The organism is Mesorhizobium sp. M4A.F.Ca.ET.022.05.2.1 (genome assembly GCF_003998845.1).
Taxonomy (GTDB): Bacteria; Pseudomonadota; Alphaproteobacteria; order Rhizobiales; family Rhizobiaceae; genus Mesorhizobium.
In genome coordinates, this window is record NZ_RZOJ01000142.1 from 1 (window position 1) to 13077 (window position 13077).

Consider the following 13077-nt stretch of genomic DNA (forward strand, 5'->3'; position numbering starts at 1 on the left):
CTCACATGCCGAACCAGCGCGCGCGGCGGCTGGAGCCGAAATGCTCCTTGTCGGCGCGCAGCGCGAGCGAGGCTTCGTGGTAGGTGCCGGTCGGCTTCGGGCCGGAGAAGAAATCGACCTCGACCTTGCCGATGCGGCCGCCGCCGAATTCGATGTAGCAGGTGCCGAAGCCGTCATACTGTTTCGCCGTGCCGCTGTTGGTGAGCTTAACGATCAGGTCGCTGGCGACGGCACGCGCCGCACCCTCCGCGAACACGCCGGCCTTCGGCGTGCCGGTGTTGGCGCCGTCGCCCACGGCATAGACGCCGGCATAGTTCGTCTCCAGGGTCCTCGGATTGACCGTGATCCAGCCATTCTCTGCCATGCCGCTGGCTATCACCACGTCGGGCACGCGGTGCCTGGGCACGCCGAGGAACAGGTCGAATTGCATCTCCACGCCGTCGTCGAGGATTGCGACCTTCCGCGCATTGTCGATCGACGCGACGCGGCGGCCCGGAATGAAGCCGATGTTTCGCTCGACGAAGGCGGCGACCAGGGCGCGCGAGGTTTCCGGCGACGGCGGCACCGGGCTCGGCAGCGGCAGCACGAAGTTGATCTCGCAGGCTTCGCGCACGCCGCGCTTGACCAAGTAGTCGTGCAGCATGAGCGCGCATTCGCTGGGCGCGGGCGGGCATTTGTAGGGCGCGCCGCAGACCCCGACCAGCGCCCTCCCCTTGGTGAAGGTGGGCAGAACGTCGCGCAGCCGCTCCGCACCCGCGACGGTGTAGAATTCGTTGGTGTCGGCGAGCCCCGGCGTGGCGTCGAAATCGTAGTCGGCGCCGAGCGCCACGACGAGGAAATCGGCCTCGTGGACGCCGCCATCGGTGGTGACGCGCCGCCGCTCCGGGTCGATCGCGGTGACCGTCTGCCTGAGCAGGTGCACCCCCGGCTTCGCATAGTTGGAATAAGGCAGGCGCACGGCGTCCGCGGTCTTGTGTCCGAACATCACGTCGAGCTTGGAAAAGCCGAAGACGAAGGCGTCGCTCTTGTCGATCAAGGTGACGTCGATGCCGTCACCGAAGGTCTCGGAAAGCAGGCTGGTAAGTTCGAGGCCGCCAAAACCCGCCCCAAGGACGAGAACGCGCGGCTTGCTGGAAGTGTTCATGTTATCCTCTCATATTTGCTTGGAATGACGCGCGTCGTACCCAAGGTCCCTATGACCCGTGCCTGAGGGTGGCGGCGTCCTCGGCGAAGATCACGCTGAAAAAGCCGTCGATCATTGTCAGCGTGTCGGCATCGCTCATGCCGGGCAGCGCCGGGAAGTCGCCCTCCAGATCCACCTTCGTCCTGCCGCCCATCGGCGTGTAGCTGTGGGTGAACCGCGCGCCGTCGAAGGCGCCGCCGGTCAGCCTGGTCTCGATGCCGCGCGGCGGATCGAGCCTATGCTGGACCTGCATGGCGAAGGTGCTTCCGTCGGGATTATAGACCTCGGCGTCGAGCGTGACGATGCTGCCGGCCACGCCCGCGAGCCGGTGGCTCTTGAAGGCCAGATGCCGGTGGTTGCCGGCGCTCATATATTCGAACAGCCGCTCCGGCGTGGCGTCGAAGACGGCGATGGCGGGCTTGACGTAATGCACGGTCATGGCGGTCTGCTCCTGCGATTGTGCCAGGGCGCGCGACCGGGAAGCGTCTCGCCGCTCCCCGGCCGCGGCCCACGCGGCCGCGGCTCAGGCGTGCGGCTGCGGGACGATGCGGATGTAGGGCTTCGGCGCCTTCCAACCGTTCGGGTAGATCTTGGCCGCTTCGTCGTTCGACACGGAGCCGGCGATGACGACGTCCTCGCCCTGGCGCCAGTTGACCGGCGTCGCGACCCGGTGCTTCGCGGTTAGCTGCAGGGAGTCGATGACGCGCAGGATCTCGTCGAAGTTGCGGCCGGTGGTCATCGGATAGGAGATCAGCAGCTTGACCTTCTTGTCCGGCCCGATGACGTAGACGTTGCGCACCGTCTGGTTGTCGGCCGCCGTGCGGCCTTCCGCCGTGTCGCCGACGGTGGCCGGCAGCATGTCGTAGAGCTTGGAGATCGCAAGCGTCGGGTCGCCGATCATCGGGTAGTTCGGCGCATGGCCTTGCGTCTCCTCGATGTCCATGGCCCAGCTCTGGTGCCGGTCGACGGGGTCGACGCTGAGCCCGATGATCTTGACGTTGCGCTTGTCGAATTCAGGCTTGAGCTTGGCCATGTAGCCGAGCTCGGTGGTGCAGATCGGCGTGAAATCCTTGGGATGAGAGAAGAGGACGCCCCAGGACTCGCCGAGCCATGAATGGAAGCTGATATGGCCTTGCGTCGTCTCGGCTTCGAAGTCCGGGGCGGTGTCGTTGATGCGGATGGACATGGTGAGTTCTCCTGTATGAATAGGTTGACGCGGCGATACTGACCGACCGGCGTTCCTCCACCGTTCCCCGAATGCGCTTTGCGTGTGCCGGCTCTTTCAATCGGCATCGATGCAGGACTATGGTTGCCCGGGGCATCTGGGGAGCTGAAATGCGTGTAGAGGTGGATTTGCTTGGCCAGTTCCGCGTGTCCGTCGATGGACGCGCGGCTTCCGCGGCCGCATGGCGGCGCACCAGCAGCGTGACGCTGGTCAAATTGCTGGCGCTCGCCCGGCGCCAGCGGCTGCACCGCGAGCAGGTGATGGACGCGCTGTGGCCTGACCTCGAGCCGGAGGCGGCGGCCGCCAACCTGCGCAAGGCCGTGCATTTCACCAGGCGCGCGCTCGGCGCGCATGAGATCATAGCGCTCGACGGCGAGATCGTGGCGCTGGCGCCGGACGCCGAGATCGCCATCGATGCCGCGCTGTTCGAGGTCGAGGCGACGGCAGCGCTGCAGGCGGGCGATAAAGTCGCCTCGGAGCGGGCGGCCCAGCGCTACGGCGGCGACCTGCTGCCGGAGGACCGCTACGCGGAATGGGCGGAAGAGCCGCGCCAGCGTCTGCGCGAGCTCCATGTGCGCCTGCTGGAAGTGGCCGGCCTATGGGAGCGGTTGCTGGCGGTCGACCCCGCCGACGAGCGTGCCGCGCGGGCGCTGATGCAGGCGGCGCTCGATGTCGGCAATCGCGGCGAGGTCGTCAGGCAATTCGAGCGGCTGCGCGAAAGCCTGCGCGTCGATCTCGGCGTCGGCCCGCAAGCGGCGACGGTCGCCATCTACGAGAAGGCGCTGGCGCTCGGCGATGCGCAGCCGACCGGGATCGCCGAGCGGGTGCGCGGGCTTTTGGCCTGGGGCATCATCCAGCTCAACAGCGGCGACTTCGGCGATGCCGGGCGAAAGGGCACGGAAGCCCGTACGCTGGCGATCGCGGCCGCACTCGGGCGCGAGGTCGGCGAGGCCAGCGCGCTGATCGGGCTCGCGGCGCACATGCAAGGCCAATGGCAGGAGCTTTTCCAGTCCGAATTCGTCGACTGGGTTCGCGGCGCGCCAAGTGTTGCCTCCAATGTCTTCGACGGCCATCTGTGCCTGGCGGAATTCTGCCTCTACCGGGCCGGCGGCCATGAACACATGGCAAAGGCGGCGCGCGAGCTTTTGGGCATCGCCGAGGCCGCCGGATCGGTTCCCGGCCGCGTGCTTGCCTCGCTGATCCTCGGCGAGGCGGAGCTGTTCTCGGGGCGGCTCAGGGCAGCCGAGGAGCTGTTGACCAGCGCAGCCCAGCTCAGCGCTGCAGCGCGCGCCCCTTTCGGCGAGGCGCTGGCGCTGCATCGACTCGGCGAAATCGCGATGGCGCGCGGCCAGAAATGGCGCGCCGGCCGGCTCCTGCAGAAGGGCTTGCGCCTTGCCGAATCGACATGGCTCGCCCCGCATCTGCTGATCCGCTTCCAGGCGCTGGCGGTCGAGGCGGCGGCGACGCAATCGCAGGCGATGGAGGCGATCCGGCAAGGCGATCGCCGGCTCGCCGAAAAATGCACCTGCCAGCCCTGCTCGATGGGTTTCCGCGTCGCGTCCTCGATCGCTCTGGCCGAGGCCGGCGAACTCGACCAGGCGGGCCGGCGGATCGACGAGGCCGAGCGGCTGGCCGGCATGTGGCAGGGCGGACCGTGGGTCGCCGCCGTCTGGGAAGCGCGCGGCGTGCATCGCCAGGCGCGGGGCGAAAGCGACCAGGCATCGGCACTGCTGCGCGAAGCGGCCGCGCGCTACGCCGAGCTAGGCCGCCCGCGCGACCGGGAGCGATGCCTGGCGCGGGCGCAAGCGGTCGAGGTGAGGTTGGCCGGGTAGAAGGCGCCTCGCCTTCTCCCCTACTCCGCGATGCCTTCCTCATATTCGGCCGACATCGTCAGCCATTTGTCCTCGTTGGTGGCGAGCGTGGCGGCGAGTTGCGAGCGCTCCTTGGCCAGCCGCGTCGCGGTCGAGGGATCCTTCTCGTAGATCGCGGGATTGGCGAGTTCGTCCTCGATCAGGTCGATGCGCTTGCGGATGCGGTCCATCAGCGCCTCGGTGGCGCGGATTTCTTTCGCCAGCGGTTCGAGCGCGGCGCGGCGCTGGGCTGCTTCGCGGCGGCGGTCGGCCTTGGAGGCCTTGTCTGCTTCCTTCTGTTCGCGGCGGTTGGAGGAAACGCCGGTGACCAGCGTCTTGTAGTCCTCAAGATCGCCATCATAGGGGTTGACCGCGCCGTCCTTGACCAGCCACAGCCGATCTGCGGTGGCCTCCAGCAGATGGCGGTCGTGCGAGATCAGGATCACCGCGCCGGGGAAATCGTTCAGTGCATGGATCAGCGATTCACGGCTGTCGATGTCGAGATGGTTGGTCGGCTCGTCGAGGATGAACAGGTTCGGCCCGTCGAAGGCCGACAGGCCCATCAGTAGCCGAGCCTTCTCGCCGCCGGAAAGATCCTTGGCCGCCGTGTTCATCTTCTCGGTCGTGAGGCCGAACTGGGCGACGCGGGCGCGCACCTTCGATTCCGGCGCCTCGGGCATCAGCCGGCGCACATGCTCATAGGCGTTTTCCTCGGGGCGCAGATCGTCGAGCTGGTGCTGGGCGAAGATCGCCACTTTCAGGCCCGGCGCCACGGTCATGGTGCCGGTCTCGGCCTTGAGCCGACCGGCGAGCATCTTGGCGAAGGTCGACTTGCCGTTGCCGTTGGCGCCGAGCAGCGCGATGCGGTCGTCGGCATCGATGCGCAGCGTCATCTTCTTCAGGATCGGCGCGCCCTCGGTGTAGCCGACATTGACGCCGTTGAGCGCAACGATCGGCGAGGCCACCGTCTTCACCGGCTCGGGGAAGGAAAACGGCCGTACCGTGTCGTTCACGATGGCCGCGATCGGCTTCATCTTCTCCAGCGCCTTCAGGCGCGACTGCGCCTGCCTCGCCTTGGAGGCCTTGGCGCGAAAACGCTCAACGAAGGACTCCATGTGCTTGCGCGCCGCTTCCTGCTTGACGCGGCTCTTCTCCTGCAGTTCGCGCTGCTCGGTGAGCTGGCGCTCGAACTGGTCGTAGCCGCCGCGCCAGAAGGTCAGCTTCTTCTGGTCGAGATGGACGATCGAGTTGACGGCGCGGTTGAGCAGGTCGCGGTCGTGCGAGATCAAAAGCACGGTGTGCGGATATTTGGAGACGTAGTTCTCCAGCCACAGCGTGCCTTCGAGGTCGAGATAGTTGGTCGGCTCGTCGAGGAGCAGAAGGTCGGGCTCGGAGAAGAGCACGGCCGCCAGCGCGACGCGCATGCGCCAGCCGCCGGAGAAGGACGATGCCGGACGCTTCTGCGCGGCGTCGTCGAAGCCGAGGCCGGCGAGGATGGTGGCCGCGCGGGACTCGGCCGAATGCGCGTCGATGTCGGCCAGCCGCGTGTGGATCTCGGCGATGCGGTGCGGATCGGTGGCCGTCTTTTCCTCTTCGAGCAGTGCCTGGCGTTCGGCATCGGCCTTGAGCACGATGTCGATCAGCGGCTCCTCGGTGCCCGGCGCCTCCTGCGCCACCTGGCCGATGCGGGTGTTCTTCGGCAGGCTGATCGAGCCGGTCTCGGACGGGAAGTCGCCGGTGATCGCCTTGAATAAGGTGGTCTTGCCGGTGCCGTTGCGGCCAACAAGACCCGCCTTGGTGCCGGCCGGCAAGGTCAGCGAGGCATGATCGAGAAGCAGGCGCCCCGCCATGCGCAGCGAGAGATCGTTGATGATAAGCATGGCCGCGCTTTTGCACGGCTGGCCGGCGCTTCGCAAGTGCCACGCCTGGACGAGGCTTCGCCAGCGGCCGCGGGCGGCCTGATTGCAAAAAGCGCGGCCGGGGGGAACCAGATGCGTCGCGAGGCGTTTGAGGCCGGTGATCCGCTACGTCGCCCTCGCCTTCATCTTCTTCCAGGTCGCCACGACAGCCGCGCTGGCGACGCAGGTCGTGCTGTTCGACGGTAGTGGCGACGGCGCAGCATCGCTGGAGGCGGCACAACTGGCGGGACAGTGAGCGCGGCGCCGAAGCAGTGTTCGACGCAAACCTGAACGTCAACGCACCGCCGCAACGCGCCGTGCAACCAGATGGTCACACGGCGTCGCTGCGTCGGGGAGCCTTATCTTCGATCCGGAAAATCAGGCCTTGGGCTTGCGCTTCGCCACCTTGGTCGGCTGAGCCGCGGCCGGCTTGCGGCCAAGGCCGGAAGATTTGGCCAGCGCCGAGCGGGTCGCCGAATAGCTGGGCGCCACCATCGGGTAGTCGGGCGCAAGGCCCCATTTGGCGCGATACTCGTCCGGCGTCAGGCCGTGGTCGGTGGCGAGATGCCGCTTCAGCGACTTGAACTTCTTGCCGTCCTCCAGGCAAACGATATGGTCCGGAAACACCGAGCGTTTTGGATTGACGGCAGGATTGAGCACCGGCGCTTCCTTGGCGGCGGCAACGGCGCTCAGCTTGCGCACCGAGGCGCTGACGCTGGCGATCAGATCCGGCAGTCCGGAGGCCGGAAGCGGATTGTTGCCGACATAGGCCGAAACAATGTCGGCGGTCAGTTCAATTGCGGTCTTGTCATCGATATTGTGCAATTTTTTTTCCCTCTGCCGGCGATCAGGTCACCAGCTATAGTTGTAGACTTTTGATGATGTATCGATTTTGACCGTGCTCCCCAACGGATCGACAAGATTCAATAAACCCTGCAGACTCAATACGAGCTGATATTTTCATGGCCTCGGGATTCGCGCAATTTAGAAAATCTAATACTTCGAGACGACAGACTTGGACGGGTCGGGATCGGCCAAAATTTCGAGAATACGCTTCCAACGGGCACAACGACCGAAATCTTTCTGCTCAATAGCCTTTTCCGCCTTCATCGCGGCGTAAAGCGGCGCCTCGGCGCCGAATTCCTTTACCAGCCAATGCGCTTCCTGTCTGGCGCGGCGTTCGTCCTCGTCAAGCATTGTTCCCGGCCTCCGGACCTTCGATGCCCACCGCAATGCAACTGCCAATGACGAGGACGGCCCCGGCAACGGCCGTCGTCGTCAGCGTCTCGCCCGAAAGCGCCAAAAGCAACGTCGACGCGATCGGCGTGAGATAGGCGGCAACCGCAACCTTGCCGCCTCGGTCGAGCTTCAGCGCCCGCGACCAGAAATAATAGCCGAGCCCCATCGGGCCGGCACCGAGATAGAGCCCGGCAACGACATAGACCCCAACCGGCCAGGCGACGCCGTCGCGCAGGCACCAGGCGAAGGTCAGGGCCACGCCGGCAAGCGCGGACGGCAGCAGGAACCGGTCCGGCGGCGTGGCCAGGCGGCCGACGGCGATCGAATAGAAGGCCATGCACAGCGCCGAGCCGAAGGCTGCGAGATAGCCGGCGGGATTGCCCTGGAACCATGATTGCTCGCGCCCGCCCGAGATGACCAGCGCCACGCCGAGAAAGCCGAGCGCGGCGGTGATGCCGAGCAACACGGGGCGGCGCGGGCTGTCCAGCACGATGATAGCGGCCGCCACCATCAGCGGCCAGGTATAGGCGACGAGGTTGGCCTCGATCACCGGCATCGCGGCAAAGGCGATGTATTGCAGGACCATGGTGCCGACGAGGCCGATAAAGCCGACGGCAAAGGCGGCGAGGTTGGTTGTCTCCCCCTTCTCCCCTTGTGGGAGAAGGTGTCGCCGAAGGCGACGGATGAGGGGTGTTCCAGCTTGGCAACGACGGCGATCCGGCCAACACCCCTCATCCGTCTCGGCGCTGCGCGCCGATCCACCTTCTCCCACAAGGGGAGAAGGTAAGGTGCGCAGCCTGATCAGCGCAAAGACCAGCGCGGCGCCGGTGAATTGCAGGAACTGCACCAGCGACACCGGATGATTTTCAAGCAGCGACTTGCCGACCAGCGCATTGGTCGACCACAGCGCCACCGCGCCTGCGGCAAAGGCCAGCGCGGCCGCGGGAGCCGTTCCATCCCGGACGATCCGGGATGGCGTCCTGTTTTCCTGCCTGGCCATGAGCTGTTCCGAATTGTGGATCAGTAAAGCAAGCCGGTTCCCGCCCATGACCTCATTACCATGATTCCCTGGCACCGCCGGAGACCGGTTCGGTGACCGGCTGCGGCGCGGGATGTTGTTCGGCAAAACGGCGATAGGCCGGCAGCTGATTGTTCCAGACGTCATCGGCCAGCTCGTTCACCCATTCGCGGTCATGATCGTTGTCGGCGGCGAGGTAGAACATCCGGTTGTCGTCGACATAGGGTTTTGCGACCGAACGCTGGTTGAGCACCAGGGTGACGCGCGAGCCGAGCTGGATGGGCGCCGTGCGGTGCAGCACGCCGAGGAACTGGCCGAGCGTCGCGTAGTTCATCTTGTGGTCGATGCGCATGATGCGGTTGCGCGGGATCTCGCGTCCGGATTCCAGGATCGCCCGCCCGGTCTCGGAATCATCGCAATAGATCTCCAGATGACCGCCGATCAGCGGATCGCTGATCGACAGCGGGATGAGCTCGGTGACCGGCACGCCGTCGCAATGCCATTCGACGGCACCGTCCTTGGGATTCATGAAGGTGACCGTCGAGCCGACGATCGACAGCGGATAGGGCTCGAGCTTGGTGCCCATCATGTCGGAGAGCCGCTCCAAGCGGAGCTTGTCGTTCAGCAGTTCCTTGATCTCGGGAATGTAACGGTCGGCGCCGGTGATGAAGGTAAGATCGAGATGCTTGTGGATGGCGTGGCTGGACTTCAGCTTCAACGCGGCCTCCTCGATCGCGGCAAGCAGCGCCGGGTCGTAGCCGTGCAGATACTGCGCGACGCCGAAGCTCGACACTTTCCAGGCGGTGTCGTGGCCGATGATGGCTTCACGGCTCATCGCATAGCGCAGTTCGGGGATGGTATGGGCGTTCATTCTACTTCTCCAGGTGGGGGCAACACTTGGTAAACAGTCGATTAATCCGCCCACCCCTGTAAATTTAGGAATGCTGGTGCTACCGTAAGCCCAGCTTAAGGTCGAAAACGGTGCGTCTGCTCAGTCAGGTCAACCTCAATTCGCTGAAGATCGTCGAGAGTGCTGCCAGGCACGGGAACTTCACGCGCGCCGGCGAAGAACAGTTCATCACCGCCTCGGCAGTCAGCCAGCGCGTCAAAAGCCTGGAAGATCAGTTGCGCTTCAAGATCTTCCAGCGCGGCGGCAACGCCGTGTCGCTGACGCCGGAAGGCGAGACCTATGTGTCGCGGGTGCGCGAAGCCCTGGAGCGGATCGTGGCGGCGAGCATGGAAGCGACCGGGCAATCACAGGCGCATGTGCTCAAGATCTCGGTGCTGCCAACCTTCGCAGCGCGCTGGCTGTTCCCGCGCCTGCCGATGTTCCAGCGGCAATATCCAGACATCGAGATGCGCGTCTCGACCTCCTACGCCACGCATGAGTTCGCGACCTCGGAGATAGATCTCGAAATACGCTATGGCGACGGCAGCTTCCCCGGGCTGCAGGCGGACCTTTTGTTCAAGGAAGACCTGACGCCGGTGTGCAGCAGGAAACTCTTCCACGAGATCCTCGGCGACAAGCCGCTGTCGAAGGTGACGCCGGATGATCTTCGGCATTTCACGCTCCTCCATTCCGACACCTGCACCCAGAACTGGCAGTCATGGCTTGCCTTTGCCGGGGCGAGCTTCGTGCTCGGCGAGACCAAGAGCATATATTTCGATTCCTGCATGATGTCCTACGAGGCGGCCAATGCAGGCCTGGGCTTTGCCGTCGCCAACCGCGCCTATATGGCGAGCGACATCCGCGCCGAGCGGCTGGTGGCACCGTTCGCGGTGCATCACCCCAACACCGCCGGCTGGTACTTCGTCAGCCCCGATACCCAGCACGCGGCGCGCAAGGTTGTGCTGTTCAAGCAATGGGTGATGGCGGAGGCGGCGCTGACTCAGCGCCAGCTGGACCTTGAGATCGCCGGGGTGCCAGTGAGGCGGGCGGCGATGGCTTGAGACAGCCGCTCGCTCATTTTTGAGGCTATACTTCACACTATGTGGGCAACCATCAGGTACAAATGACGATGCCCTGTCGCAACTCTGGGTTTTTGTTGTAGATTTCACACAATACACGAATTTTCAGACGAATTTCACACAATTCGAGAAGTCTTCCCCAACCCATCCCCTGACCTGGCGGCAAGACTCAGCTATAGTCTGTTTTGCGGCGGGCCTGACTTTCCCGCTTGGCCGGCGCTTTCCGCTTCCTCCCAAGCAGCGCCGGCCTTCTTCTTGCAGCGCCTGTGGTCATCTCGCCGCGCCGATCGCTTCATGAGCGGCGCGTCACTGCGCCGGCGGCGTCCCCTGCTGGTCGCCGCCAGTTGTGGACTTCGGCACCGGGTTCTTGTCGACCTGCGGATTCTGGTCGACGGGCGCCTTGGTCGGCTGGACATTGTTGTCGCAGGCGGCGAGTGCGAGCCCCAAAGCCAGCAGCATCGGAAGCTTCATCATGACAACCTCCTCTCGTTCGCCCCTTTTATGAGGGCAAACGAGGGGATGGCTGATTGGTTGCACTTCGAGCAGGTGGCGAGGAAGACGGCGGAACAAAATGCCCCCTCCCCGGTTGGTCCGCCGAAGGAGAATTGATCATGTTCCGTCTGCTGATTGTTGGCCTGTTCGCCTATGCGACCTACCGCTTCGCCAAGAAGGTCATCGACGAGGTGCCCGACAGCTTCGAGCCACTGCCGCTGCCGGAGGATGAGGAACGCCGGTCGCTGCGGCGCCAGTCGGCGGCAATGGGCGTAGAGACACGGCGGTAGGCAAGCCAAACTCCCCTGGCGGAGATTGGCAGCGTCGCAACCATTGCGAACAAAGCGGAAACGATGCTTGATGGGCGATGAACCTCGCCATCCGTGATTCGTCTTTCCGGCCTGCCTATCTCGACAAGCTCAATGCCGAGCAGCGGCTGGCCGTCGAGCATGGCGACGGCCAGGTCGCGCCGCCGCTGCTGGTCATCGCCGGCGCCGGTTCCGGCAAGACAAGCACGCTCGCGCATCGCGTGGCGCATCTGATCGTCAAGGGCGCTGATCCGCGCCGGATCCTGTTGATGACCTTTTCCCGTCGCGCTGCATCTGAAATGGCCAAGCGCGTCGAGCGGATCGCCGGCGAGGTGCTGGGGCGCGACGCTTCCGTCATCGCCGACGCGCTCTTCTGGGCCGGCACCTTCCACGGCATTGGCGCCAGGCTCTTGCGCGACTATGCGCTGGAGATCGGCCTCAACCCCGCCTTCACCATCCATGACCGCGAGGATTCCGCCGACCTGATGAACCTTGCCCGGCACGAGCTTGGCTTCTCCAAGACCGAGGGCCGCTTCCCGACCAAGGGCACCTGCCTGCAGATCTATTCGCGCGCCGTCAACGCGCAGACGCCGCTCGGCGAGGTGCTGGGCGCGGTGTTTCCGTGGTGCGCTGGCTGGGCAGACCAGCTCAAGGAACTGTTTTCGGCCTATGTCGAGGCCAAGCAGGCACAGAACGTGCTCGATTACGACGACCTGCTGCTTTACTGGGCGCAGATGGCGACCGAGCCGGAGATCGCGGCGCATCTGTCGTCGCGCTTCGACCATGTGCTGGTCGACGAATACCAGGACACCAACCGGCTGCAGGCGTCGATCCTGACGGCGCTGAAGCCCGACGGCTCCGGGCTGACCGTGGTCGGCGACGACGCGCAGTCGATCTACTCGTTCCGCGCCGCGGAAGTGCGCAACATCCTCGACTTCCCAAAGCAGTTCGCCCGGCAAGCGTCGATCGTCACGCTGGAGCGCAACTACCGCTCGACCGAGACGATCCTGGCGGCGGCCAATGCGGTGATCGGCGAGGCTTCCGAGCGCTTCACCAAGAACCTGTGGAGCGAGCGCAGATCGTCCGAGAAGCCGCTCCTGGTCAGCGTGCGCGACGAGGCCGAACAGGCGAGCTATGTCTGCCAGGCGATCCTCGCCGAGCGCGAGGCCGGCACGGCGCTGAAGTCGCAGGCGGTGCTGTTCCGCGCCTCGCATCACAGCGGGCCGCTGGAGATCGAGCTGACGCGCCGCAACATCCCCTTCGTCAAGTTCGGCGGGCTGAAGTTCCTCGACGCCGCCCATGTCAAGGACATGCTGGCGGTGCTGCGCTTTGCCGAAAATCCGCGCGACCGCGTCGCCGGCTTCCGCGTGCTGCAGCTGTTGCCGGGGATCGGCCCGTCGGCCGCCGCGCAGATCGTCGAGACGATGGCGACATCGCTTGACGAGGCGATGGGGCTTGCCCGCTACCGGCCGCCGCAGCGCGCGGCCGAGGACTGGCCTCCCTTCCTGTCGCTCTACGAAGGCCTGCGCGCCGGCGCCAAGTGGCCGGCCGACCTGGAACGGATCAGGCTCTGGTACGAGCCGCATCTCGAGCGCATACATGAGGACGCGACGATGCGCCGCGCCGATCTCCTACAGCTCGAGCAGATCGCCTCCGGCTACCCGTCGCGCGAGCGTTTTCTCACCGAGCTGACGCTCGATCCGCCTGACGCAACCAGCGACGAGGCCGGCCCTCCGCATCGCGACGAAGACTATCTCATCCTGTCGACCATCCATTCGGCCAAGGGCCAGGAATGGAAGAACGTCTTCGTGCTCAACACAGTCGACGGCTGCATCCCGAGCGACCTCGGCGTCGGCAGCAAGGAGGACATCGAGGAGGAGCGGCGCCTGCTCTATG

The 13077-nt window shown here is 65.2% G+C and carries 14 protein-coding genes; 5 read left to right on the top strand and 9 right to left on the bottom strand.

All coding sequences use genetic code 11. From position 1 onward, the window contains the following. Position 1: 1 nt before the first annotated feature. The 3 genes from EN745_RS16985 to EN745_RS16995 all read right to left on the bottom strand — a co-directional run bounded on the left by EN745_RS16985 (position 2) and on the right by EN745_RS16995 (position 2369). The gene (locus EN745_RS16985; protein ID WP_127421820.1) at positions 2–1144 is read right to left on the bottom strand and encodes an FAD/NAD(P)-binding oxidoreductase; all 1143 of its coding nucleotides are present in this window, start codon (positions 1142–1144) and stop codon (positions 2–4) included. Positions 1145–1193: 49 nt separating this feature from the next. Continuing rightward, positions 1194–1622, bottom strand: a complete 429-nt coding sequence (locus tag EN745_RS16990; RefSeq protein WP_126055578.1) for a hypothetical protein — start codon at positions 1620–1622, stop codon at positions 1194–1196. An 84-nt stretch (positions 1623–1706) separates the two neighbouring features. Then, the gene (locus EN745_RS16995; protein WP_126055579.1) at positions 1707–2369 is read right to left on the bottom strand and encodes a peroxiredoxin; all 663 of its coding nucleotides are present in this window, start codon (positions 2367–2369) and stop codon (positions 1707–1709) included. Between the two features lie 149 nt (positions 2370–2518). On the opposite strand from EN745_RS16995, the gene EN745_RS17000 reads away from it, so the two are divergent. Continuing rightward, a complete protein-coding gene (locus EN745_RS17000) occupies positions 2519–4240 on the top strand; it encodes a BTAD domain-containing putative transcriptional regulator (RefSeq protein WP_127421821.1) in 1722 nt (573 codons plus the stop codon). 20 nt (positions 4241–4260) lie between these two features. Here the strand turns inward: EN745_RS17000 and EN745_RS17005 are convergent, their stop codons facing one another. Continuing rightward, positions 4261–6138 carry an ABC-F family ATP-binding cassette domain-containing protein gene (locus EN745_RS17005; RefSeq protein WP_127421822.1) on the bottom strand — a complete coding sequence of 626 codons (1878 nt, stop codon included), beginning with the start codon at positions 6136–6138 and terminating at the stop codon, positions 4261–4263. Between the two features lie 136 nt (positions 6139–6274). Here EN745_RS17005 and EN745_RS36165 point away from each other — a divergent pair, with 136 nt between their 5' ends. Further along, positions 6275–6412, top strand: coding sequence for a hypothetical protein (locus tag EN745_RS36165; RefSeq protein WP_189347935.1), 138 nt, complete (start codon positions 6275–6277; stop codon positions 6410–6412). A 122-nt stretch (positions 6413–6534) separates the two neighbouring features. On the opposite strand, the gene EN745_RS17010 is transcribed toward EN745_RS36165, so the two are convergent. The 4 genes from EN745_RS17010 to EN745_RS36170 form a co-directional block, all read right to left on the bottom strand. After that, positions 6535–6981 carry a MucR family transcriptional regulator gene (locus EN745_RS17010; RefSeq protein ID WP_126055582.1) on the bottom strand — a complete coding sequence of 149 codons (447 nt, stop codon included), beginning with the start codon at positions 6979–6981 and terminating at the stop codon, positions 6535–6537. 168 nt (positions 6982–7149) lie between these two features. Beyond that, on the bottom strand, positions 7150–7353 hold the full coding sequence (locus EN745_RS17015) for a hypothetical protein (RefSeq protein ID WP_127407798.1): 204 nt from the start codon (positions 7351–7353) through the stop codon (positions 7150–7152). Further along, a complete protein-coding gene (locus EN745_RS17020; protein WP_127421823.1) occupies positions 7346–8395 on the bottom strand; it encodes an EamA family transporter in 1050 nt (349 codons plus the stop codon). The genes EN745_RS17015 and EN745_RS17020 overlap by 8 nt, the downstream gene beginning before the upstream one ends. 55 nt (positions 8396–8450) lie before the next feature. Beyond that, the gene (locus EN745_RS36170) at positions 8451–9284 is read right to left on the bottom strand and encodes a hypothetical protein (RefSeq protein WP_189347456.1); all 834 of its coding nucleotides are present in this window, start codon (positions 9282–9284) and stop codon (positions 8451–8453) included. Positions 9285–9394: 110 nt separating this feature from the next. Between EN745_RS36170 and EN745_RS17035 the strand changes: the two genes are divergently transcribed. Further along, on the top strand, positions 9395–10363 hold the full coding sequence (locus tag EN745_RS17035; protein ID WP_126055585.1) for a LysR substrate-binding domain-containing protein: 969 nt from the start codon (positions 9395–9397) through the stop codon (positions 10361–10363). A gap of 324 nt (positions 10364–10687) precedes the next feature. On the opposite strand, the gene EN745_RS36175 is transcribed toward EN745_RS17035, so the two are convergent. Continuing rightward, positions 10688–10855, bottom strand: a complete 168-nt coding sequence (locus EN745_RS36175) for a hypothetical protein (RefSeq protein ID WP_189347458.1) — start codon at positions 10853–10855, stop codon at positions 10688–10690. Between the two features lie 137 nt (positions 10856–10992). On the opposite strand from EN745_RS36175, the gene EN745_RS36180 reads away from it, so the two are divergent. After that, entirely contained in the window at positions 10993–11163 is a 171-nt protein-coding gene (locus EN745_RS36180) for a hypothetical protein (protein WP_189347460.1), read from the top strand. A 77-nt stretch (positions 11164–11240) separates the two neighbouring features. After that, the coding region (locus tag EN745_RS17040) for an ATP-dependent helicase (protein ID WP_145992052.1) at positions 11241–13077 on the top strand (1837 nt) is incomplete at its 3' end.